We start from the raw sequence: 21,625 nt of genomic DNA on the forward strand, positions 1-21,625 counted from the left end.
CATCGACTTCAGGCCACCCGCGCACGCCATGCGACGACCCGAACACGATTCGAGTGGCCCGATGTCCGCCCCCTGGGACGTCCCGCGGCCGAGCGCCGAGGTTCACCCGTTCCGGCGGGGCGTGCGCGGGCGCACCGCGGCCCGTGCCCCCGCGACTGGCGGGAACACGGGCCGGAAGGGCAACCCCGCTGGTGGGCGGCGTCAGCGCGGCTGCATCGCCTGCGCCGGGAACCCCGGCCGGCCGGCCAGCTCCGAGGTGCAGAAGGAGCAGCGCACCGCCGCCGCCGGGACGGGGCTCAGGCACTCCGGGCAGTCGGCCTTGGCCACCGGGGCAGGCTTGGCCGATTCGAACCGGGACTGCAGCCGGCCGACCGGGACCACCACCACGAAGTAGATGACCGCCGCCACCAGCACGAAGCCGATCAGCGCGTTGACGAACACGCCGTAGGGGAAGCTGGTGCCGCCGACCTCGAAGGTCTTCTTGGTGAAGTCGCCGACGGCCCCGGTGGCCACGCCGATGAGCGGGGTCAGGAAGGCCGTGACGAAGCCGGTGACGACGGCGGTGAAGGCGGCGCCGATGACGATGCCGACCGCGAGGTCCACCACGTTCCCGCGCAGCAGGAAGCTGCGGAATCCCTTGAACACCGGGCTGACTCCAAATCCGTGCTGAGGGCGGCGCTCCCCGTACCGACGGGTGGTCCCGGGGGCCGACCTGGTGGGTGTCGGGCCGAGGCCCGCGGCTGGTCATGCTGCCCACTCAACAGGCTTGTGGTCCAATCGAGTTCACTCGATCCGCGTAACGCCGCACCGAGGTACGGCGCTCGGAAGCCCGTTCTCCCCGGGCGGCCCGGCGCGGCCGGTCCGCGCTCCGGTGGCCGCCGCGCCGCGGTCGTCGGGCCGGGGTCGTCGGGCCGGCTGCCGTCCGCCGGGCCGGGTCCGCGCCGGCGGTCAGAAGACCTCCAGGTCACCCAGGCTGAACCGCCAGGACGCCAGGGTGAGGTCGGTGGGCAGTGGTCCGGCGCCGGACCGTGCGGCGAGCGCCATCCCGGAGCGCGGGGCGGTCAGGTACCCGCTGCGCAGGGCCACCTTGGCGGCCTCGGTGCCGGGGGAGAGGTGGGTGGCGACGTGGTCGCAGCCGGAGCGGGCGGCGGCCCGCAGCAGCCGCGCGGCGCTCACCCGGTCACCCGGGCGGACCAGGATGTCGGAGAGGGCCAGCTCCATGAGCGGCCCGCGCCGCCGCGGCCGGCCGAAGGCCACGCCGGTCAGCTCCTCGCCGTGCCGGCAGGTGAGCACCCGGTAGTCCAGGCCGGGGGCGTCGCCGTAGCGCCAGCGCAGGAACTCCGCCGTGCGTGCGACGGCGAGCCGCGGATCGGCCCGGTCGGCCGCCGCCCGCTCGTCGAGCAGTTCCTTGAGCGGCCCGCCGGCGTCCCCCGACATGTCGGCGAACCAGTCGGCGGCGGCCGGCAGCGAGCAGTACGGCGGCCGGACGCGGTCGGCGGGCCGGCGGGCCAGCGCCGCCCGGGCGCCGCGCGCGAACGCCGCCGGGCGGACCGGGCGCAGTGCCACCGGCACCTGGCCGAGCTCGTGCCAGCCCATCGACCGGTAACCGGGCAGGCTCTTGCCGTTGGGCGTGTTGAACACCAACTCGGCCTCACCGCTGACCTGTTCCAGTAGGTCGAGGGTGAGCCGGCGGAAGATCCCGTGCCCCCGGAAGTCGGGGTGGGTGGCGGTGTCCACCGGCCGCACCGCGCGGACGGTACGGCCGGCCGCCGCGTCCTGCCACTCCCAGCGCAGGAACAGCCGCACGCCCGCGACCTGCCCGTCGGGCGTCAGGGCGAGCAGGCCGGGGCTGGCGCCGAACGGACTGCGGCGGTGCTTCCAGTCGAAGAAGTCCGCACCGTGGGTACCGGTGGGGCTGCCCGCCAGCGAGGTGGCCAGCAGGGCGAGCACGGCCGGGGTGTCGGCCTCCGCGAGCGGGCGTACGGTCAACTCGGCGGGGGCGGGCAGGGCGCTCACGTCCGGCTCACATCTCCTTGGCGGGGCGGCCCGCCGGTGGAAGGGCGTCCGGAGGAGGGGTGTCCGGGACGTCGTGCGGTGCGGTGCGCGGCGCGGCGGCCGGCCCCGGCCGGGGCCGCAGCACCCGCCGGTACAGCGCCTCCACGGCGCGCTGGGCGGCGACCGCGTCGAAGCGCGCGGCCCGTTCCCGGGACGCGGCGCCGAGCCGCTCGCGCAGGGCGGGGTCCGCGACCAGCGCGGCCAGGGCGTCGCGCACGGCGGACGGGTCGCCCGGCGGGACCAGGAGTCCGTGCGCGCCGTCCACCAGCACCTCGGGGATCCGGCCGACCCGGGTGGCCACCGTCGGGAGGCCGACGGCCATGGCTTCCAGCAGGGCGTCCGGCAGGCCCTGCGCGGGGGAGGCGAGGGCGAACACGTCCAGGCCGGCCGACAGGGCCGGCCCGCCGGGCCGGGGCCCGGCGAACACCACGTCGTGCAGGCCGAGTTCGGCCGCCCGTGCCCGGAGACCGGACTCCGGCGATCCGTCACCGACCAGCACCAGCCGGGCGGACACCCCGGAGCGGCGCAGCTCGGCGTACCCGGCGAGCAGCCCGCGGTGCTCCGTCGCCGGAGTCCCGCCGTCGAGCAGGCCGATCGCCACCACGCCCGCGGGCAGGCCGAGTTCGGCCCGGGCGGCAGCCCGGGCGGCCGGCCCGACGGTCACCTCCGCGAGGTCCGGCCCGTGGTGGACGACACTCACCCAGTCCCCGGCGCGGCGGCTGCCGGCGGGGATGCTCCGCTCGACCGCCGGCGAGACGGCGATCACCGCGTCGTTGCGGCGGTACGTGAGGGCGTTCGCCCAGCGGTCGGCGGTGCGCCGGTGGTCCCAGACCTCGTGCTCGGTGTGCACCAGCCGGGGTGCGTACCGTCCGAAGGCCAGCAGCCGGGCCGCGACGGCCGGGACGGGGGCGTGGGTGTGCACCAGGCCGTACCGGCGTTCGGTGAGCAGTCCGTTGAGTTGCCAGGGCCACCGGGAGCCCGTCCGGCGGGAGCCCGTCCGGTCCGTCCGGTTCCTGCGGTCCGTCCGGCGAGGGTCCGTCCGGTCGGTGCCGTCGGGCTCGCCGCCACCGAGGCGGTGCACCCGCAGGCCCGCGCGTTCCAGTTCGGCGGCGAGCGCGTCCGGCGCGGGGGAGCAGCAGGCCACCTCGATCTCGAAGCGCGAGAGGTCGGCGTGGCGGGCGCAGTTGACCAGTGACCGCCCCGCCCCGTCGTGGCCGAGGCCGGCGGCCAGCCAGAGCACCCGGGTGCGACGCGGGCTCATCGGGCCTCCGCCTCGCCGTGGCCGGCGTGCCGCGCCGGGGCCGCCGGCCGACCGGCGGTCGGTGCGGCCGGTGCGGCCGGAACGCGGCCGGGGATCGGCCGCCCGAAGATCCCACGCCGGGGTGGCTCCCCGCCCTGCTCCCGCACCCCGGCCCCCTGATCGACGTCCGAACCCCGGCCGCTCGTGCCGAGCCGGCCTGTGGGCAGGGCACGCCCCGGCGCGTCCGCGTCCGCGGTCCGGTCCCCACCCGCCGGTCGGTCCACCCCCGTGGCCTCCCGGATCCCTCTGCGATGCTTGCGGCCCGCGACGTGCGGCGCAACCGCTTTGGCGATTCCGGGAGGGCGCGTAGGGGCATCCGGTCGGCATCGGGGGCGGTCTCGTCGCAGCCATGCCAAGGGGCGGGGCGGCGGTGGCCCCGGGTGGTCGTCCGGCCGGCGCCCGTCGGGGCCGGAGCCGGGTCAGGCGCCGCGCGACCGCAGCGAGCGCTCGTAGAACTCCACCATCTGACCGGTGACCTGATGCAGCGTGAAGGAGGTCAGGAAGCGTGCCCGGGCGGACCTCGCCCGTACCCCGGCCGCCACCCGGTCCCCCAGGGTGTCGACCAGGGCTGCGGCCAGCGCGCCCGGTTGCTCGGGGGCGACCAGCCGGGCGTAGTCGCCCGAGCCCACCGTCTCGCGCAGGGCCGGCACGTCCGAACAGACCAGCGGCACGCCGACGCCCATCGCCTCCATCGCCGTGCTGCCCAGCCCCTCCCAGCGGGACGGCACCGCGAACGCGTCGGAGGCCGCCATCAGGTCGAAGACGTCCTCGCGCGGGCCGAGGAAGCGCACCTCGCCGGCGCGCTCGGCGAGGGCCCGCAGTCGGCCGCTCTCGGCGCCCTCGCCCCCCGCCAGCAGCAGGACCGCCCCCGGTGCCTGCCGGCGCACCTGCGGCCAGGCCTCCAGCAGCACGTCCAGGCCCTTCTGGTACTGCTGGCGGGCGGCGGCGAGCACCACCGGCACGTCCTCCGCCAGGCCGAGCGCGGCGCGGACGGCGCCGCGCCGCTCGGGGGTGACGTCGCCCAGCAGCTGCGGATCGCGACCGCGCGGCACCACGTCGATCCGGTCCCCCCGGATCCGCAGCCGGCGGGCCATCGCCGCGGCCACGTGCCGGGTCAACGCGTGGAAGCGCCGGGTGCCCTGGGCGGTGGCGGCGTCGACCGCCTGGGCGGCCCGGACCTTCCACGGGCTGAGACCGCGGGCCCGCACGTGCTCCGGCCCGTAGGCGGAGTTGACCAGGCTGGAGACCACGGGCCTGCCCGCGGCCAGGGCCGCCGCCCGGCCGAGCACGTCGGACTCGTACCGGGTGGTGTGCACGAGGTCGGGCCGGCGCTCGCGGACCAGCGCGTGCAGGGCGGCGGCCGTCCGGGTGCGGGTGGCGTGGTGCACGCCGAACACCACGGCGCCGGCCGCGGTGAGCTCGGCCTGGAACCCGCCGGGCGACTCCCGGAGGTAGGCGACGTCCAACCGGACCCCGGAGCGGACCAGTTGCGGGGCCATCGCGGTCAGGCTCTGCTCGGCGCCGCCGGCCCGGTCGAGGCTGTCTATCACGTAGAGCACCTGCACTGGCCAACCCCCGGGGTCCGGGACGCGGCCGGTCTCCCGTGCCGGCCGGCGCCCTGAGTGTGGATCAGCATCGCAGCTGCGGCGCGCGGCCCGCCAGGGATTACGGGGGGCGGCGGGGGTGCCGGGGCGGCGCGGACGGAGGCGCACGGGGGGCGCACAGCGGGGCGCACGGTGCACGTGGGGAACAGGTGGCACGGCGGCGGGGCCGGGGACGGCGCTCGCGCCCCGGCCGGCCGGGGCCCACGACCGGCCGTCGACGCCCCCGGGCCGACCGTGGCAACGGGTCGGCCGGCACCCGATCGGCTCTCCAACTCCCTTACGCTACCCGGTCGCTGTTCGCCGCTCCGGTGGAACGGGGAACCCGGGCGATCTTCTGTCCGGCGACTGTACGACCCCGGCACCCTGTGCCATGGTCTGTGCCATGTCCGACGCAGCGTCACACCTGCCTGCCGGAGCCCGTCCGAGGGTCCTGCACGTCATCTCCGATCCGCGTCGCCGGGGCGCGCAGAGCTTCGCCCGCGACCTCGACCGGGAGCTGCGCCGACGCGGCCAGGCCTCCGCCCTGCGCGCCCTGGCCCCGCCCCCCGACGCCCCCGCCTCCGGCCGGCCCCGCGACGACCGGTTCCGCGACGACCGGTTCGGTACCGGCGCACCGGGTTGCGACCAGCCGTGCGCCGGCGCTGCGTGCGCTGGCGCCGCGGGCTCCGGTTCGCCGGGCTCCGACGCCCTCGACGCCGGGCCGCCGCTCACCGCGGGCGCCCCGACCGGCCCGCCCGGCGAGGCCCGGACCGCCGTGCTCGGCCCCGGCCGGCTGCACCCCCGCACCCTGCGAGCCCTGCGCGCCGCCGCCCGCACCGCGGACGTCGTCGTCGCCCACGGCTGCGGCACCCTGACCGCCTGCGCCCTCGCCCTGGCCGGTACCCGCACCCCCTTCGTCCACGTCGCCACCGGCGACCCCCGGAGCTGGGGCACCGGCTCCTCGGGGCGGCTGCGCACCCGTGCGCTGCTGCGCCGCGCCGCCGCCGTCACCGCCCGCTCCGACGAGGCCAGGGCCGTCCTGATCGATCGCTTCCGGCTGCCCGGCACGCTCGTGCGCACCATCCCCAACGGCCGTTCCGCCGACCGCTATCCGCCGGCCCTGGACGCCGCCGACCGCCGGGCCGCGCGGAGCGCCCTCGGCCTGCCCGCCGAGGGCCTGCTGGTCGCCTGGGTCGGGGCCATCACGGCGGAGAAGCGGCTGGACCTGGCGATGGCGGCGGTCTGCAGGATGCCCGACGTCCGGTTGGCGGTGGCCGGCGACGGTCCGCTGCGGACGGCGCTGGAGCCCCGCCACGACGGCGCCCGGGCGATCTTCCTCGGTCACCTCGCCGACCCCGCCCCGCTCTACCGGGCCGCGGACGCGCTGCTGCTCACCGGCGGCGGCGAGGGCGTGCCGGGGGTCCTGATCGAGGCCGGCCTGGCCGGGCTGCCGGCGGTGGCCACCGCCACCGAGGCCGGGCCGGTCCGGTCCGCGGTCCGGGACGGTGTGAGCGGCGCGCTCGCCCCGCCCGGTGACCCGGCCGCGCTGGCCGAGGCACTGGCCAAGGTGCTGGCGGGGGACCGCCCCGCGCTCGGCGCGGCGGCCCGGGAGCACGTCCTGCCCCGCTTCGAACTGGGGGTGGTGGCCGACGCCTGGCAGGGCCTGCTGGCCGAGGTCGCCCGGCCGGGGCGCGGCTGAGCTCCCCCGGGAGCGGGTACGGAGGGCTTCCGGTGGGCCTCTCGGCCGCCCGGGCAGGCGGCTGCGCCGCCCGCCCGGCCCGGTGCCACGTCAAGTCCGGTCCGCTCCATAGGCATCGGCCGTCCGGCGGCGCATACTTTCGTCGCGGCCCGCACCCGCGCGACCGGTCCACCGCGGCCCGGCCCGGGCGCGTGCCGACGGGGAGGGTCGGCCGACATGGCGGTACTCGTGGGCATCGTGGTGGTGGGCCTGCTGTGGCTGGCGACCGGCGTCCGGGTGGTGCAGCAGTACGAACGCGGGGTGGTGTTCCGGCTCGGCCGGGTGCTCGGGCGGGTCCGCCAGCCGGGGCCGGCCCTGCTGATCCCGGTCCTGGACCGGATGCGCAAGGTCAACGTCCAGGTCATCACCATGCCGGTGCCGGCGCAGGAGGGCATCACCCGCGACAACGTCTCGGTCCGGGTGGACGCGGTCGTCTACTTCCGGGTGGTCGACCCCGTGCTGGCCACCGTGGACGTGCAGAACTACTCCTTCGCGATGTCCCAGGTCGCGCAGACCTCGCTGCGCTCGGTCATCGGCAAGAGCGAACTGGACGACCTGCTCTCCGGGCGGGAGAACCTGCACCGCGGCCTGGAGCTGATGCTGGAGAGCCCGGCCCTCGGCTGGGGCGTGCACATCGACCGGGTGGAGATCAAGGACGTCGCGCTGCCCGACTCGATGAAGCGCTCGATGGCCCGCCAGGCCGAGGCCGACCGGGAGCGCCGGGCCCGCATCATCACCGCGGACGGCGAGTTCCAGGCGGCCGCCAAGCTGTCGGAGGCCGCCGCCATGATGGAGGCCACGCCGTCCGCGATGCAGCTGCGCCTGTTGCAGACGGTGGTCGAGGTGGCGGCGGAGAAGAACTCCACGCTGGTCCTGCCGTTCCCGGTGGAGCTGCTGCGGTTCTTCGAGGCGGCCACCCCCACGGCGGCGGGCGCGGCTCCCGCCCCGGCGACCGCGGCCGTCACCGGGCCGGCCGGCTCGCCGGAGTCGAAACCCGCGGCCGGGGCCGGCCTGGAGCCGCCCGCCGCGCCCGCGCCCGTCCTGCCGCCTCCGCGCCCGGCGCACGCGCCCCGCGCGGACTGAACCGGATCACCTACCTCGACCGCGGACCCGCACTCGGCCGCTGCTTCGCCCGGCGCCGCTGCCCCGCCCGCTGCTTTCGCCCGTCGCCGCTGCTCAGCCGCGGTCCGCCGCCGCGCCGACCGCCGCCGCGCCGACCACCGGTACCGCCGTCGGCGCGGGCGTCCCGGCCCGGCCGCGTGAGGACCGGGACAGCAGCACGTACAGCACCGCCGCCACCGCGCCCGACAGTACGAAGCTCAGGTCGATGCCGCCGGTCAGCGACAGCAGCGGGCCCCGGTACACGGGGGTGTCCACCGCGCAGAGCCCCACGGCGCTGCCCAGCGCCCAGGCCGTGGTCGCGGGGAGGTTCCACCCCGCCCGGTACCAGTACACGCCCCCGCGCGTGCGCCGGTTGAGGACCTGCAGCGAGGCGCGGTCGTAGTCGCCCCGGCAGCGCCGGTACCCGATCAGCGTGATCACGGCCCAGGGGGTGCCGATCGCGGTCAGCACCAGCACGAAGGAGGTCACCGCGGACTGCGCGTTCCAGACGAAGTGGCCCAGGAAGACCAGGGCCACCGCGACGGCCGCCACCACGCCGGTCGCCTGGCGGCGGGTGGCCCGGGGCAGGATGGCGTCCAGGTCCAGGCCCATGCTGTAGAGCATCAGGCCGGTGTTGCCCGCGCTGCCCAGCAGGCCGTTGAGCAGCAGCGGCACCAGGAACCAGAGGGGCGCGCCCGCGATCAGTCCGCCGACGTAGTCCTGGCCGGCGCCGGTCGCGACGGCGGTGAACGTCCCGAACAGCTGCGGGATCAGCAGACCGGCGAACAGGCCCAGTGCGGTGGCGCCGAGGACCTGCCGGTCGCCGTGGCGGGCCGGCGAGACGTACCGGGTGTAGTCGCCGAGCAGGGTGGAGAAGGCGATCGGGCCGCTCAGGCCGGCCGCGACCACGGACAGCAGCCAGGTGGGCCAGAAGCCGCCGAGCAGGTACGCGCCGTGCCCCGAAGCGTCGAAGTGCGGGGCGAACGCGAGTAGGCCGGCCAGCAGCAGCGCGGACATCGCCCACATCAGCACCCGCTCCAGCCGCAGCATCAGCCGGTAGCCGAACACCGCCGCCGTCGCGCTCAGCGCCGCCAGCACCGCGTACGTCGCCACGTACGCCGGGCCGCCCGCGGGCAGGCCGAGCAGCCGGTTCAGCGCGCCGACCACCACGTCCCCGCCGACCCAGAGCGACAGCGCGGTGTAGCCGAGGGACAGCAGCAGCCCCACCACGGAGCCGATCAGCCGCCCGCGGACCCCGAAGTGTGCGCCGCTGCTGGTGGAGAGGTTGGTCGCGGTGCGCAGCGAGACCAGGGCCAGCGGCGCGGTCAGCACGATGCCGAGGACGGTGCCGACCAGCACCGAGGTGACGGCCGCCCAGAAGGAGAGGCCGAAGGAGACCGGCAGCCAGCCGAAGACCACCACGCCGAAGGCGAGGTTGGAGCCGACCAGGATCGAGACCACGTCCCGGGGGGTGCTGGTCCGCTCGGCCTCGGGAATGGTGTCCACGCCGTGCTGCTCGATCATCGGGTGCGCGGCGGGATCGGGGGAGTGGGGCATCGACGTCTTCCTGGGGCTCGACGCAGCGGCGCGCGGGGGCGGGGCCGCCGGTGGCTCGGCGGTGCCCGGGGAGCCGGTGCCTTCCGCCGCCTTGCCATGATCCGGGCCCTGCCGGGCCCGGATCAATGGTGGATCGTCCACAGAGGAGCCGCTCCGGGCGGGAGATGTCTGGACGGTTCGCGATGGACGGGCGGCCCCCGCCCCGGTGGCCGCCCGCGGGGGTGGGCGGCTGTGGTGGGCGGCTGTGGTGGGCGGCTGGGGCGGGCGGTCGGGGTGGGTGGTCGGGTCCGCTGGGCCGTCCGGGCTAACCGGCGCCGCCGCTCCCCGGAGTGACTGGTCGGTAACGCACGGTCGGCGCCAGACTGCCCGGGTGAAATCGCTGCTGCGCTCCGCCGTCCTGCTCACCGTCGCCACCGGTCTGGCCGCCTGTCCGGTCCAGGCCGGCGCCGCCACCCACCAGCCCGCCGCCGAGGGGCACCCCTACGTCCAGCTGGCGCATCCCCAGCCGGTCCGCGAGGCGGCCCGGGTGGAGGCGGTGGAGTTCTTCTCGTACGACTGCGTCCACTCCCAGCAGCTGGAGCAACCGCTGCAGGACTGGGCCCGGCGCCACCAGGCCGACGTCGCGCTGCGCCGGGTGCCGGCGGTCTGGCCGGGGAGCCCCGGCGAGCAGGGGCAGCAGGGCCTGGCCCGGCTGTACTACGCGCTGGACGGGCTGGGCGAGGTGGAGCGCCTCCAGTCCGCGGTCTACCGCTCGGTCCGCGAGAGCCGGGAGGACCTGCGCTCGGAGGAGGCGGCGACCGCCTGGGCCGTGCGCCAGGGCGTCGACGAGGGGGCGTTCCGGTCCGCCTACCGTTCGGCCGGGACCGACCGGCAGGTCTCCGAGGCGGCGGAGCTGCTGCGGCGCTACGAGATCGACGAGCTGCCGAGCGTGGTCGTCCAGGGCCGCTACCGCACCTCGCCGACCGCGGCCGGCGGCGTCCGCGAGATGCCCGCCGTGCTGGACCGGCTCGTCGAACAGGGCTGATCCGGTGGTGCGGGGCGGGTGCCCGGTGCCGTGCCGCCGGGCTCAGGGGGCCGGTGTCACCAGCAGTCCCGCCTTCGCGGCGTGCGCCGCTACCGCCGCCGTGCGGTCGGCGTCCTGTTCGGTGACCGGCTCGCCGGTGAAGAACGTCCGGTAGTAGAAGGTCGAGGACAGCGTCCTGACCACCTCCAGCCGGTCCGTTCCCGGCGGGACCTCGCCGCGGGCCAGAGCTCGGTCGACGAGCTCGGCGGTGGCGTCGAGCCGGTAGACGTAGAAGGCCGAGAGGGCCGCCCTGGCCCGCGCGTCCTGGAGGGCGGTGGCGAGGACGGCCTCGAAGGTCACCCGGTCGGGCTCGGAGCGGAAGAGGGCCAGCAGGCTCCGGGCGACCTGCCGCAGGTCGCCCTCCAGCGACCCGGTGTCGGGCACCGGGACGGTGCGGAGGGTCAGTTCGGAGAGCAGGTCGACGATCAGGCCGGAGATGTCGCGCCAGCGGGCGTAGACGGTGGTCTTGGCGACCCCGGCGCGGACCGCGACCTTCTCCACCGTCATGCGGGCCAGGCCGGTCTCGACGAGTTCGGCCCGGGTCGCGGCGAGCACGGCGGCCCGGGTGCGGGCGGTCCGGCCGCCGGGGCGCACCGAGCCGGGCCCGCCCTCCACGGTGTGAGACAAATGAAACTCCTGTTGTGTTTGCGTGGCCGGGTCTGCCACCATCAGGTTAACCGAACTCCGGTCCGCTTTAGGGGGAGCGTCTCACACATGACCGAACCGGCAATTCCACACATCAGGCACCGCTACGCCGAGGTCGGCGGACTGCGGATCTTCTACCGCGAGGCCGGGCCCGTCGACGCACCGGTCCTGCTGCTGCTGCACGGGTTCCCGTCCGCCTCCCACCAGTTCCGCCGCCTGCTAGACGCGCTCGGCACCCGGTTCCGGCTGATCGCCCCGGACTACCCCGGCTTCGGCCACAGCGACAGCCCGGCACCCGCCGACTTCCGCTACCGCTTCGACGGCCTGGCGGACGTGCTGGAGGGCTTCTGCCGGCAGCTCGGACTGGACCGCTTCGCGATGTACGTCTTCGACTTCGGCGCCCCCGTGGGCCTGCGGCTGGCCACCCGCCACCCGGAGTGGATCACCGGACTGGTGGTCCAGAACGGCAACGCGTACGAGGAGGGCCTCTCCGACCTGGCCCGTGCGTTCATCGCCAACCGCCCCGGCGTGGCGGGCGCCCCGGAGCGGGTGCGCGAGCTGCTCACCCTGGAGGTGACCCGGGGGCAGTACGAGGGCGGCACCACCGACCCGCAGGCCGTCGCGCCCGACGGCTGGACGCTCGACCAGCACTTCCTCGACCTGCCCGGCCGCAAGGACATCCAGGTCGAACTCGCCCTGGACTACCACGCCAACCTCGACCTCTACCCCGCCTGGCAGGAGTGGCTGCGCACCGCCCAGCCGCCGACGCTGATCGTCTGGGGCCGCGGCGACGCCTTCTTCACCGAGGCGGGGGCGCGCGCCTACCTGCGCGACGTGCCCGGCGCCGAGCTGCACCTCTTCGACACCGGCCACTTCGCGCTGGAGGAGAACCTCCCCGAGATCGCGCCGCTGATCGCCGACTTCCTCGACCGCACCCAGAAGTAAGGACCGACATGTCCCACGAGATCTCCGTCGTCGTCGCCTACCACAGCCGCTTCGGCCACACGGCACGGCAGGCCGAGGCCGTCGCGCGCGGCGCCGCCGAGGTGCCCGGCAGCACCGCCCACCTGATCGCGGTGGACGAGATCACCGAGCAGGACTGGGCCCTGCTGGACGCGGCCGACGCCGTCGTCTTCGGCTCGCCCACCTACCTGGGCGACGTCTCCGCCGGGTTCCGCACCTTCGTCGAGCTGACCAGCGGCCGCTGGGCCGAGCAGGCCTGGCGGAACAAGCTCGCCGCCGGCTTCGTCAACTCCGGCGCGATGAGCGGCGACAAGCTCAACGCGCTGCAGTCGCTGTCGATCTTCGCCGCCCAGCACGGGATGACCTGGGTCAGCCTCGGCCTGCTGCCCGGATGGAACCGCAGCACCGCCTCGGACCAGGACCTCAACCGGCTCGGCTTCTGGCTCGGCGCCGCCGCGCAGTCCAACGGCGACCAGGGCGCCGACCAGATGCACCCCTCGGACCTCGCGACCGCCGAGCACCTCGGCCGCCGGGTCGCCGAGCAGGCCCAGCGGATCACGGCCGGCGACGCCCTGCTCAGCGCCGCCGTCTGATCCCGCGCCCGGACCCCTACGGGGGATCCCCAGCCCCACCGGCCGCATCCGCGGGTACGGCCGGTGGGGCCGGCCGCGGCCCGCGGATCAGTCCGCGGTGCGCCGCAGCAGCAGCGTGACGAAGCCGAGCGTCCCCCGGTAGCCGTGCAGCCACTCGGCCCGGTGCACCTGCGCCGCCTCGCGCGCCGCCGCGGCGTCCGGGTGGTCCGGACGGTCCAGGGCCCACTCGGCCAGCGAGCCCGTCCAGGACAGCTCGTAGTCGTCCCACTCCTGGAGGCTGCTGACATGGCCGTGGACGGGCGTCCACCCCGCCGCCACCACCCCGTCCAGGGTGCCGGCCAGGTCGGTGTAGTCCGCGCGGGACGCCTCCAGCGCCTCCAGCGCCGCCGGGGACGGCTCGCGCTCCCAGAAGCCGTCGCCCACCAGCAGCCGCCCGCCGGGAGCCAGCACCTGCGCGGCGGCCGCGAGCGTGGGTAGCAGCCCGCCGAACGCGTGCGCGGCGCCGACGCTCAGCACCAGGTCGAACGGCTCCCGGGTGACGAACCGCCGGGCGTCCAGGTGGTGCAGGCCGATCCGCCGCTCCAACCCCATGGCCTGCGCGGTCCGCCGGGCCCGGGTCAGCGCGTCGGCGTCCAGGTCGACCCCGACGGCCTGCCAGTCCGGCTTCGCGGCCAGGATCCGCAGCAGCCAGGCGGCCTCCCCGCAGCCCAGGTCGAGGACCCGCCCGGCCTCGGCCCGCGCGGCGCGGCCGATCAGCCGGGCCACCGCCTCGTCGCCCAGCGGCGCGGCGATCGCGTGGTGGGTGTGGGCGATTCGCGAGATCGTCTGGCGGTCCATCCGGTCAGTGTCGCCCACACCGGCCGGATGCGTCAGGCCCTTCGCGCGCTCGAACAAACCTCGTCCCGCCGCCCGGACGGCCCTCGTCCCGCGCTCGGGAGGGGCCGGCCCGTCGGGGCGTCCGGTGCGGCCCGGCCCGGCGCCCCGGTCAGTACGTCCGGCCCTTCCAGGCCGCACCCCGTCCGCGCCAGTGCTGAACCGCCGAGTCGACCGTCATCGCCAGGTAGAGGAAGGCCGTGAACGGCAGCAGCGGCGCGGCCGACGCGGGCTGCCCGTAGTAGCGCAGCATCGGCAGGTACGTCCCCGCCATCAGCGCCCAGGCCGCGCCGCCCGCCGCCGCCACCGCCGGTCGCCCCGCCGCCAGGCCGGCCACCGCGGCGGCCGGCGGCACCAGGTACACCAGCGTCAGGCCCAGGACGGTGCCCAGCAGCAGCACCGGCGAGTGCCGCAGCTGCGCGTACGCGCTGCGCGAGACCATCCGCCACAGCTGCGCCAGCCGGGGATACGGCCTGACGCTGTCGACCTGCTCGGCCAGGCCCAGCCAGATCCGGCCGCCGCTGGCCTTCACCGCCCGGGCCAGCGACACGTCGTCGATCACCGCGCCGCGGATCGCGGCCACCCCGCCGGCCCGCTCCAGGGCCTCGCGCCGCACCAGCGAGCAGCCGCCGGCCGCCGCCGCCGTCCGGCTGCCCGGGCGGTTGCTGCGGCGGAACGGGTAGAGCTGGGCGAAGAAGTAGACGAAGGCGGGGACGATCAGCCGCTCCCACCGGGTGCTCACCCGCAGCCGGGCCATCTGCGAGACCAGGTCCAGCCCCGCGCTCTCGGCCGCCGCCACCAGCTCGGCCAGCGACTCCGGGCCGTGCGCGATGTCCGCGTCGGTGAGCAGCAGGTACTCGGGAGCGCCGGCCTCCGGCTCCGCGCGGGCCAGTTCGACACCGTGCCGCAGCGCCCAGAGCTTGCCCGTCCAGCCGGCCGGCAGCGGGGGAGGCACCGTCACGGTGAGCGGCAGCCCGTCGGGAGTGGCGAGGGCCGTCGCGAGCGCGCCCGTCCCGTCGGTGCTGTGGTCGTCCACCAGGATCACCCGGGCCCGTCCCGGGTACTTCTGGGCCAGCAGGCTCGGCAGGCTGAGCGGCAGCACCTCGGCCTCGTCCCGGGCCGGTACGACGATCGCCACGCCCGGCCAGCGGGCGGGCGGTCGGCGCTCCGGCAGGGTCACGTCGGTGCGCCAGAAGAAGCCGTGGCAGCAGGTCAGCCAGAGCCAGACCAGCAGGGAGAGCACGGAGACCCAGAGCAGGACTGTCACCCGGGCAGTCTGCCGCACCGGAGGCCGCCGGGGGTGGATCGACTAGAGTCGTTCCCCGTGAAGATCGCACTGCTGGACTCCGGTATCGGCCTGTTGGCGGCGGCCGCCGCACTGCGCGTCCTTCGTCCCGACGCGGACCTCGTGCTCTCCTCCGACCCGGACGGCATGCCCTGGGGCCCGCGTACGCCCGCGGATCTGAGGGCGCGCGCGCTCGCCTGTGCGCGGGCGGCCGCGGCGTACGAGCCGGACGCGCTGGTGGTCGCCTGCAACACCGCCTCCGTCCACGCGCTGGAGGCACTGCGGGCGGAGCTCGAACCGGGACTGCCGGTCATCGGCACCGTCCCGGCGATCAAGCCGGCCGCCGCGGCCGGGCGACCGGTCGCGATCTGGGCCACTCCGGCCACCACCGGCAGCCCCTACCAGCGGGGCCTGATCCGTGACTTCGGCGGCCGGGCGACCGTCACCGAGGTGGCCTGCCCGGGCCTGGCGGACGCGGTGGAGCGCGCCGACGACGAGGCGATCGACGCCGCCGTCGCGGCGGCCGCCGCCCGGACCCCGGCCGGGACCGCCGCGATCGTCCTCGGCTGCACCCACTACGAGTTCCTCGGCGAGCGGATCCGGGCCGCCGTCGCGCCCACCGCCGCCCCGGACCTCACCCTGCACGGCTCGGCCGACGCGGTCGCCGCCCAGGCGCTGCGCCGGATCGCCGACGCGGGCCGGGGCGCCGCCACCGGCACGGGCAGCCTCACCGTCCTGCACGGCGGCCGGGTCTCCACCCTGGACGCCGTCGCCGCCCGCTATCCCGAGGGCCGGCTGGTGGCGGCCCCGGCCCGGCTCGGCCGGGTCTGAGCCACCGCCGGCCCGGCCAGGCGTGCCCGGCCCGTTGCGGTCAGGCCACCGACTGGCCGCGCCAGCGCCGGTAGGCGGGTTCCAGCCCGGACAGGATGGTGTCGAAGCGGCGGGCGCTGGTCGTGGAGTCCACCTGCAGGCGGCTGATCTGCAGCGGGTGCCCCGGCAGCCGGGGCCCGAGCCGGTGGTCGGACAGGAAGCCGAGCCGGTAGCCCAACTCGTCGAGCACCGCCTCAGCCCGCGGGTCGTGGCCCCCGTCGGGGTACGCGAACGCCACCGGCGGCTCGCCCAGCCAGCGGGTCAGCGCCTCGTGGGCGCCGGTGATCTCGTCCCGTACGGTCGCGTCGTCGCAGCGGCCCAGACACGGGTGCCCCTGGGTGTGGTTGCCGATCGCCACCCGGCCGTCGCGCAGGGCCAGCAGGTCCTCCGGGGTGAGCTGGTCCTGGCCGGGCGGGCGGCGGTCGGCGCTGACCCGCAGCTCCTGCAGGCTGCGGCGGCGGTCCGGGTCCGGCAGCGACTTGAGCCGGGGGAGCAGCTGGGACGGGTGGTCGGTGCAGAGCGAGCGGGCGCGGCCGCCGTGCCGGGCGAGGAACGCCGCCTCGTGCCACCAGAACGGCCGGTCCGTCCCGATCAGCTCGGAGATCACGAACGCCGCGGCCGGGATGCCCCGGGCGGTGAGTTCGGGCAGCGCGTGGGTCAGCACGCTGCGGTCGGCGTCGTCGAAGGTGATCAGCACGCTGCGCGGCGGCAGCGGCCGCCGCTCGGCCACGGCCCGCTGGACGGCCTCCAGGGACACCGGTACCGCCAGCCGCCGCAGCCGGTCCAGCTGCGCGCCGAACGAGCGGGGGTCGGTCACGCCGTGGTAGGCGAGCACGGCCAGCCGCTGGGCGGCCCGGGCCCGGAACAGCGGCTGGACGGGCGCGAAGCGCAGCCAGTCGCCGGGGCGGCCCGGGTGCGGCGCGTCCTGTTCGGCGGCGGCCGGCCCCGGCCGCAGGGCCGGCCCGGCGCCGCGCGGGCGGGCCGGATCCGTCCTGATCCCGCCGACCGGCGGCCCGCCCGGGCGGGCCCGGCCCGGTGCGCCGGGCAGGCAGGACTGGCCGAGCGGCCCGAATGCCGACGGCAGGGTTCTGACGCTGGTGGTCTGGGACTGCGGCACGGTTCCCCCTCGATCGCCCATGCGGCGTGGCGGTACCGTCGGAGGACTGAGCCCGGCCTCCGACACCCGGGCGCGGCGGCTCCGCCCCCTGGTTCTCCGGTCCACGGCGGGGACTCCCAACCCGCACCCTGGACGGCTCCTGGATCGCTTGATGTAGGGGAGACCGATACGCCCCGTGGATGGTTGTACCGTTCGATGCCCGATTTTTCGGATCCGCCGCCGCGGTGCGCGAGGGCGGCGCCGACACCCCGGGAAGCCCCCGGGGCGCAGGGGCTGCTCCACCGGCCGGGCGGATGTACCTTGGGTCTCATGGCAGACGCGGACCGTGATCATTTTCAGACCCCGCCGGCCTCGCGGGCGGCCCGGCTCTGGAGCGGCGGGGCCCTGCACCGCCACCAGCTACCGCTGACCGTGGTCGGGCTCGCCTGCCTCGCCGTGGGGATCGTCGTCGCCGTGGCGGTGCCCGACACCGACGGCCCGGCCTGGGTGATGGCCGTGGCCGGCTGCCTGGCGGCCGGGGTGCTGCTGCTCGGCCGGATCGCCTTCACCGTGCTGCGGCACGGGCGCGGCGCCACTCTCTGATCCCGGCCCCGGCCCGGACGGGCCGCATCCCGCCTCCGGGCGGCGTGGGTCGGCGGGTTCCGGCCGAAGTCCTCCGGTGTGCGCACGTCCCGGGCGGCACCGACACGGCTCCCCTACCGTGAGGTCGTCCGGCGCCGGCGCCCGCCCGGGCCCCGGGCCGACGGGGGCGTCGCCCACCGAGCCGTCGCACACCGGTTCACCGCACATCGAGCCGCCGCACACCGGGCGGCAGGGGAGGCACGGGTGAGACGAGCGGGCGACCTGGCGGTCATCTCGGTGGCCGCCGTCAGTGCGATCCCGTTGGGCCTGCTGATCGCCCTGCTGCTCCGCGGGACCACGGGCGGACCGGTGCTGGTCCGCCGGACGGTGCTCGGGCGGCACGGGCGCGAGTTCGAACTGCTGCGGTTCCGCACCCTGCGCGACGCCCGCTTCCCCGGCGAACCGGAGGCCGCCCGGAGCACCCGCCTGGGCGGCCTGCTCCGTCGCACCGGCCTGGTGGAACTCCCCCAGCTCTGGAACGTCGTCCGCGGTGAGATGGGCGTCGTCGGCCCCCGTCCCACCCTCCCCGAGCGGGCTGTCCGGCTCTCGCCCGGGCACCGCGACCGGCTCGCCGTCCGGCCCGGCCTGACCGGCTGGGCCCAGGTCGGCGCCCGCGAGCCGCTCACCGCGGACCAGCGCCTCGCATTCGACCTCTGGTACGTCGAGCACCGGTCGACCCGGCTCGACCTGCGCATTCTGGCCCTCGCCGGACGGGCGCTGCTGCGCCCGGGAGACAGTCGGGCGGCGGGCGGGCCGCCCCCGCCCGGGGCGCCCGTCGATCCGCCGTGCACGCCCCCGCAGGGCGCCGGCGCCGCGGAGGGCACCCGGCCGCGCTGTTGACCGGCGGCCCGGCCCCCGTGGTTCGGCCCGGCCGGCTGCCGGGCGGCGGCCGTGGCGGCGATCGGGCCGGGCGGGCGCGGCGTAGGGTTCGGGCATGGCAATTCCTCAGTTTCTCGTGGAACTCCGCTCCTTCGTGGGCACCCGGCCGCTCTGGCTGAGCGGCGTCGCGGCCGTGATCGTCGGGGACGACGGTCGCGTCCTGCTCGGCCAGCGGGCGGACGACCGGCGGTGGTCGCTGATCGGCGGCATCCTCGACCCGGGGGAGCAGCCCGCCGAGGGGCTGGTCCGGGAGGTCTTCGAGGAGGCCGCGGTGGTGGTCGTGCCCGAGGTGCTGGCTTCGGTCACCGTCTCACCGATGCTGGAGTACCCCAACGGCGATCGCAGCCAGTACCTCGAACTCACCTTCCGCTGCCGGGTGGTGAGCGGTGAACCGCGGGTCAACGACGACGAGTCGCTGGACATCCGCTGGTTCGAGCCGGACGCGCTGCCCGAGTTGGAGCCGCGGATCCTCAACCGGCTGGTGCAGGCGCTGGAGTGCAAGGGGGAGACCGCCTTCGTCCTGGACGGGAGCCCGCAGGAGCTGGTCGGCTAGGGTCCGCCGGACGGGCCCGGGGCCCCGCCGGCCCGGACGCGGCACGACGCCGCCGGTGCGGAGCGCACGCACGGCCGAGGAGCCCCCCTCCCGCCGCTCCCGCCGCGACCCGGCAGTGTCGGACCCGTGTGCGGATGGTAGCCGCGCCATCACCATGCGTGGGGGTGTTCGCGGACACCTGTAGGTCCCTGCACCTCCCGGTCCGCCCGCGGGCCGCCACCGTCGCCCGGGCCGCTCGGTCCTCGCGCTGCCGGCAGGCCTCCTCGGCTCAGTCCTTGCGCTGCCGGTAAGCCTCCTCCGCCGCGTCCAGGACGGCCGAGAGGTCCCCGCCGGCGGTGGCGGTGGCCACGGCGGCGACCGCGCCCTCCACGAACGGCGCGTCCGCGAACCGTACGGGGAAGGGCAGCCCGTGCTCGTCCGCCGCGGCGAGCAGGGCCCGGACGGTGCCCACCGCGCCGCCCAGGTCGGCGAGCACCACCACCCCGTGGCCCTGGTCGACCCGGCGGGTGGCGGCGGCGACCAGCACCGCGCTGATCCCGGGGCCGTCCGCGAGTCCGCCGCCGGTGGTCGCCACCGGGGCCGGGCTGTCGGATCCGGCCAGGGCCCTGGCCAGGGCGCCGGCCGCGCTGGCCAGCTCCTCGCTGTGCGAGACCAGGACGACCCCGACCCTGCCGTGCGCCGGAGGCCGGCCCGGGGCCGGCTTGGGGACCTTGGCGGGGGAGGTCGGCGCGCGAGGGGCCGGGGTGTGGGCCGAGGGTGCGTCGGAGATGGGGATGACGTCGGCGCGGGTGCCGTCCCGGCGGCTCATCGGCTGCTCCTGGGGAAACGGGTGAGCGGGGCTGTCGGGCGAGGGGTGTCGGGCCGGCCGGGTCGTCGTACCGGGGGTGGGCCGTGGCGGAGCGGGCGGGTGGCGCGGCGGAGCGGGGTGCTGGTGGGTGCTCTCCCTCACTCTGTCAGCCGGTCGGGCCCGGCGGGCTGAACCGGGCCCGTGTGTTCGCCTTCCCGGCCCACCCTGACGACCCTTCGGCCACCTGTCGTCGTTCACCCGTCCACCCGCCACCCCGTCCACTGCCACTTGCCACCTGCCACCCCGTCAGGAGTCCCCGCCCCGCGCGTCGTAGCACAGGCGGCGGTCCGGCCGCAGCAGGGTCGCGAATGCGCGCCCCGGTCGGAGGAGTCCCGGCCGACAGCGGGGTCCGGACCGGCCGGCCTGGTTACGCTGGCTGCCGGACGACGTCGGGAGGAGACAGCAGTGGCAGCCAACAGCGGTACGAGCGTGGAGACGGCCGGGTCGACGGAGGTCCTCGCGAACGGACAGAAGCCCCGCCTGGACTTGGCGGGGGCGGTCTGGCAGTCCAGCAGCCAGGGAGTCGGGGACGTGCAGATCGCCTTCGTCGACGGGTACATCGCGATGCGGGACGGACGTCAGCAGGACGGGCCGGTGCTGGTGTTCACGCCGGGGGAGTGGCGGGCCTTCGTGCTCGGCGCCCGCGACGGCGAGTTCGACCTGACCTGAGGCGTCCCGCCCCCGGGAGGCCCGTCCACGAGCGGCCGGCCTCCCGGGCCGTCTTCGCCCGGCCCGGGCGGGGCGAGCGGCCGAACAAGCCGCAAACGCCACCAAAACCGGCGTGGAACGGCGGCGGAACGACGTCGTGACCGAGCTGCGGCCCGGTTGATGCCGACACGTCATAATTTCCGTTGACTGTTCGACAAAGTCGATTCAGAGTAAGAGCAGGCAGACGCCGTGCCCACCGCCCCCACGCGGCCAGACACGGCGCCTGCTGTGCTCCCCGGCGGCGACGCCGGGCTCCTCCCGATGAATCCCCATCACACCAAGGTGCGTCGGCCGGTCCCGACCCCGCTGAGGGTCGGCAGTCGCAGGGAGGATGGATCCGGACATCCGAGAGCTACTCGGAAGTACGGCTCCGGTTTGCCCGGGGCCCGCACGCCCCCACGCGGCGGAGTCCCGGGCAGATCCGCGAGTGCGACGGGCCTGGGCCCCGCGAACCTGGTATGTGTGCCAGCACCGGATCTTCGTGCTGGTGGTTGTCGGCTTGTGCGTGCAGCTGCTGTGTGCGGCGATCGCGAAGCTGGGTGCTCTGCTGTTCGGCACGACGGTGTGCACAGTGAGGGATACGCGTGTGGGGCCGCGTTGCGACAGACCGCTCCCCGGAGGATGGAACCCAGAACGGCTGTCGTGCTGAACCGAACGTAGCCCGGACGGTTGCTCAGAGTCAACATTGGTCTCTGAGCGTGGATCTCCACCCGCCGTCCGACCCACCTCGTGAACGTGGTGTGCCGGGCACGTACGATGTTGCCATGTCTTTTCTCCGCCGTCGCTCCGGCCAGCCCGCAGGCCCGGACTTCGACGTGCTCGCGATGGATCCGGGCGACTGGCCCGGTGATTTCGGCGCCGCCATGATGGCCGGCCCCGACGGCTCCTGCCAGGGGATCTTCCTTCGCTACGACCTCTTCGGCGGCCGGGGCCCCGCAATGTTCATCGGGAATTTGCCCGAGAACTCGCCGGCCCGCGACACCGGGGACAGCGTGCCCTTCGAGGTCCGCCAGTTGCTCGCCGCCCTGGAGAACAACGAGCCGGTGGATTTCGTCTCCGCCGAGGACTTTCCCGTCATGCTCGGGGACGACCTGTTGATCGTGAAGAAGGTCAAGGTCAGCGAGGAGCGGGTGTTCTGCTCGCAGTTCGGGCGCAGCGACGGGGTGCAGGTCACCATCGCCTCCTGGGACCGGCCGATTTCGGACGATCTCTACCAGCTGCTCAAGCCGCTGCCGGCCGACATGTTCCAGCAGGGCTGACCGCGCCGTTCGTCG

The 21,625-nt window shown here is 76.1% G+C and carries 21 protein-coding genes; 11 read left to right on the plus strand and 10 right to left on the minus strand.

Features of this window, described 5'->3' with window-relative positions:
* Positions 1–201: 201 nt before the first annotated feature.
* From mscL to ACFTWP_RS29905, 4 genes are all read right to left on the minus strand, one after another.
* Positions 202–645: a large conductance mechanosensitive channel protein MscL gene (mscL, locus tag ACFTWP_RS29890; protein WP_380268045.1), complete on the minus strand. Its 444-nt coding sequence runs from the start codon at positions 643–645 to the stop codon at positions 202–204.
* Between the two features lie 303 nt (positions 646–948).
* Complete coding sequence (locus ACFTWP_RS29895; protein WP_380268046.1) at positions 949–2,016, minus strand: GNAT family N-acetyltransferase; 1,068 nt, start codon at positions 2,014–2,016, stop codon at positions 949–951.
* Positions 2,017–2,023: 7 nt separating this feature from the next.
* Positions 2,024–3,316: a glycosyltransferase gene (locus tag ACFTWP_RS29900; RefSeq protein WP_380268047.1), complete on the minus strand. Its 1,293-nt coding sequence runs from the start codon at positions 3,314–3,316 to the stop codon at positions 2,024–2,026.
* A gap of 458 nt (positions 3,317–3,774) precedes the next feature.
* A complete protein-coding gene (locus ACFTWP_RS29905; protein WP_380268048.1) occupies positions 3,775–4,905 on the minus strand; it encodes a glycosyltransferase family 4 protein in 1,131 nt (376 codons plus the stop codon).
* 436 nt (positions 4,906–5,341) lie between these two features.
* On the opposite strand from ACFTWP_RS29905, the gene ACFTWP_RS29910 reads away from it, so the two are divergent.
* Together ACFTWP_RS29910 and ACFTWP_RS29915 are read left to right on the plus strand one after the other, a co-directional pair.
* A complete protein-coding gene (locus ACFTWP_RS29910; protein ID WP_380268049.1) occupies positions 5,342–6,637 on the plus strand; it encodes a glycosyltransferase family 4 protein in 1,296 nt (431 codons plus the stop codon).
* Positions 6,638–6,853: 216 nt separating this feature from the next.
* Positions 6,854–7,759 (plus strand): slipin family protein, encoded by a 906-nt coding sequence (locus ACFTWP_RS29915; RefSeq protein WP_380268050.1) that lies wholly within the window; start codon positions 6,854–6,856, stop codon positions 7,757–7,759.
* Between the two features lie 93 nt (positions 7,760–7,852).
* Here the strand turns inward: ACFTWP_RS29915 and ACFTWP_RS29920 are convergent, their stop codons facing one another.
* Positions 7,853–9,334, minus strand: a complete 1,482-nt coding sequence (locus ACFTWP_RS29920) for a purine-cytosine permease family protein (protein ID WP_380268051.1) — start codon at positions 9,332–9,334, stop codon at positions 7,853–7,855.
* Positions 9,335–9,704: 370 nt separating this feature from the next.
* On the opposite strand from ACFTWP_RS29920, the gene ACFTWP_RS29925 reads away from it, so the two are divergent.
* On the plus strand, positions 9,705–10,358 hold the full coding sequence (locus ACFTWP_RS29925; RefSeq protein ID WP_380268052.1) for a thiol:disulfide interchange protein DsbA/DsbL: 654 nt from the start codon (positions 9,705–9,707) through the stop codon (positions 10,356–10,358).
* A 42-nt stretch (positions 10,359–10,400) separates the two neighbouring features.
* On the opposite strand, the gene ACFTWP_RS29930 is transcribed toward ACFTWP_RS29925, so the two are convergent.
* Positions 10,401–11,024 (minus strand): TetR/AcrR family transcriptional regulator, encoded by a 624-nt coding sequence (locus tag ACFTWP_RS29930; RefSeq protein WP_380268053.1) that lies wholly within the window; start codon positions 11,022–11,024, stop codon positions 10,401–10,403.
* Between the two features lie 87 nt (positions 11,025–11,111).
* Here ACFTWP_RS29930 and ACFTWP_RS29935 point away from each other — a divergent pair, with 87 nt between their 5' ends.
* Both ACFTWP_RS29935 and ACFTWP_RS29940 read left to right on the plus strand, forming a co-directional pair.
* On the plus strand, positions 11,112–11,987 hold the full coding sequence (locus ACFTWP_RS29935; protein WP_380268054.1) for an alpha/beta fold hydrolase: 876 nt from the start codon (positions 11,112–11,114) through the stop codon (positions 11,985–11,987).
* Positions 11,988–11,995: 8 nt separating this feature from the next.
* Complete coding sequence (locus tag ACFTWP_RS29940) at positions 11,996–12,598, plus strand: flavodoxin family protein (protein ID WP_380268055.1); 603 nt, start codon at positions 11,996–11,998, stop codon at positions 12,596–12,598.
* A gap of 87 nt (positions 12,599–12,685) precedes the next feature.
* Here ACFTWP_RS29940 and ACFTWP_RS29945 read toward each other — a convergent pair whose 3' ends face one another.
* Both ACFTWP_RS29945 and ACFTWP_RS29950 read right to left on the minus strand, forming a co-directional pair.
* A complete protein-coding gene (locus ACFTWP_RS29945; RefSeq protein WP_380268056.1) occupies positions 12,686–13,435 on the minus strand; it encodes an SAM-dependent methyltransferase in 750 nt (249 codons plus the stop codon).
* Between the two features lie 148 nt (positions 13,436–13,583).
* Positions 13,584–14,738, minus strand: a complete 1,155-nt coding sequence (locus tag ACFTWP_RS29950; RefSeq protein WP_380268057.1) for a glycosyltransferase — start codon at positions 14,736–14,738, stop codon at positions 13,584–13,586.
* A 57-nt stretch (positions 14,739–14,795) separates the two neighbouring features.
* Here ACFTWP_RS29950 and ACFTWP_RS29955 point away from each other — a divergent pair, with 57 nt between their 5' ends.
* Positions 14,796–15,587: a glutamate racemase gene (locus ACFTWP_RS29955; RefSeq protein WP_380268058.1), complete on the plus strand. Its 792-nt coding sequence runs from the start codon at positions 14,796–14,798 to the stop codon at positions 15,585–15,587.
* Positions 15,588–15,627: 40 nt separating this feature from the next.
* Here the strand turns inward: ACFTWP_RS29955 and ACFTWP_RS29960 are convergent, their stop codons facing one another.
* Complete coding sequence (locus ACFTWP_RS29960; RefSeq protein WP_380268059.1) at positions 15,628–16,743, minus strand: polysaccharide deacetylase family protein; 1,116 nt, start codon at positions 16,741–16,743, stop codon at positions 15,628–15,630.
* 309 nt (positions 16,744–17,052) lie between these two features.
* On the opposite strand from ACFTWP_RS29960, the gene ACFTWP_RS29965 reads away from it, so the two are divergent.
* From ACFTWP_RS29965 to ACFTWP_RS29975, 3 genes are all read left to right on the plus strand, one after another.
* Positions 17,053–17,325, plus strand: coding sequence for a hypothetical protein (locus ACFTWP_RS29965; RefSeq protein ID WP_380268060.1), 273 nt, complete (start codon positions 17,053–17,055; stop codon positions 17,323–17,325).
* A gap of 243 nt (positions 17,326–17,568) precedes the next feature.
* On the plus strand, positions 17,569–18,204 hold the full coding sequence (locus ACFTWP_RS29970) for a sugar transferase (protein ID WP_380268061.1): 636 nt from the start codon (positions 17,569–17,571) through the stop codon (positions 18,202–18,204).
* A 94-nt stretch (positions 18,205–18,298) separates the two neighbouring features.
* Complete coding sequence (locus ACFTWP_RS29975; RefSeq protein ID WP_380268062.1) at positions 18,299–18,796, plus strand: NUDIX domain-containing protein; 498 nt, start codon at positions 18,299–18,301, stop codon at positions 18,794–18,796.
* A 268-nt stretch (positions 18,797–19,064) separates the two neighbouring features.
* On the opposite strand, the gene ACFTWP_RS29980 is transcribed toward ACFTWP_RS29975, so the two are convergent.
* Positions 19,065–19,604 carry a PTS-dependent dihydroxyacetone kinase phosphotransferase subunit DhaM gene (locus tag ACFTWP_RS29980; RefSeq protein ID WP_380268063.1) on the minus strand — a complete coding sequence of 180 codons (540 nt, stop codon included), beginning with the start codon at positions 19,602–19,604 and terminating at the stop codon, positions 19,065–19,067.
* A 444-nt stretch (positions 19,605–20,048) separates the two neighbouring features.
* Between ACFTWP_RS29980 and ACFTWP_RS29985 the strand changes: the two genes are divergently transcribed.
* Positions 20,049–20,312: a DUF397 domain-containing protein gene (locus tag ACFTWP_RS29985; protein ID WP_380268064.1), complete on the plus strand. Its 264-nt coding sequence runs from the start codon at positions 20,049–20,051 to the stop codon at positions 20,310–20,312.
* Positions 20,313–21,115: 803 nt separating this feature from the next.
* Entirely contained in the window at positions 21,116–21,610 is a 495-nt protein-coding gene (locus ACFTWP_RS29990; RefSeq protein WP_190212576.1) for a hypothetical protein, read from the plus strand.
* The last annotated feature ends 15 nt before the right edge of the window (positions 21,611–21,625 follow it).

The organism is Kitasatospora sp. NPDC057015 (genome assembly GCF_042673745.1).
Lineage (GTDB): Bacteria > Actinomycetota > Actinomycetes > Streptomycetales > Streptomycetaceae > Kitasatospora.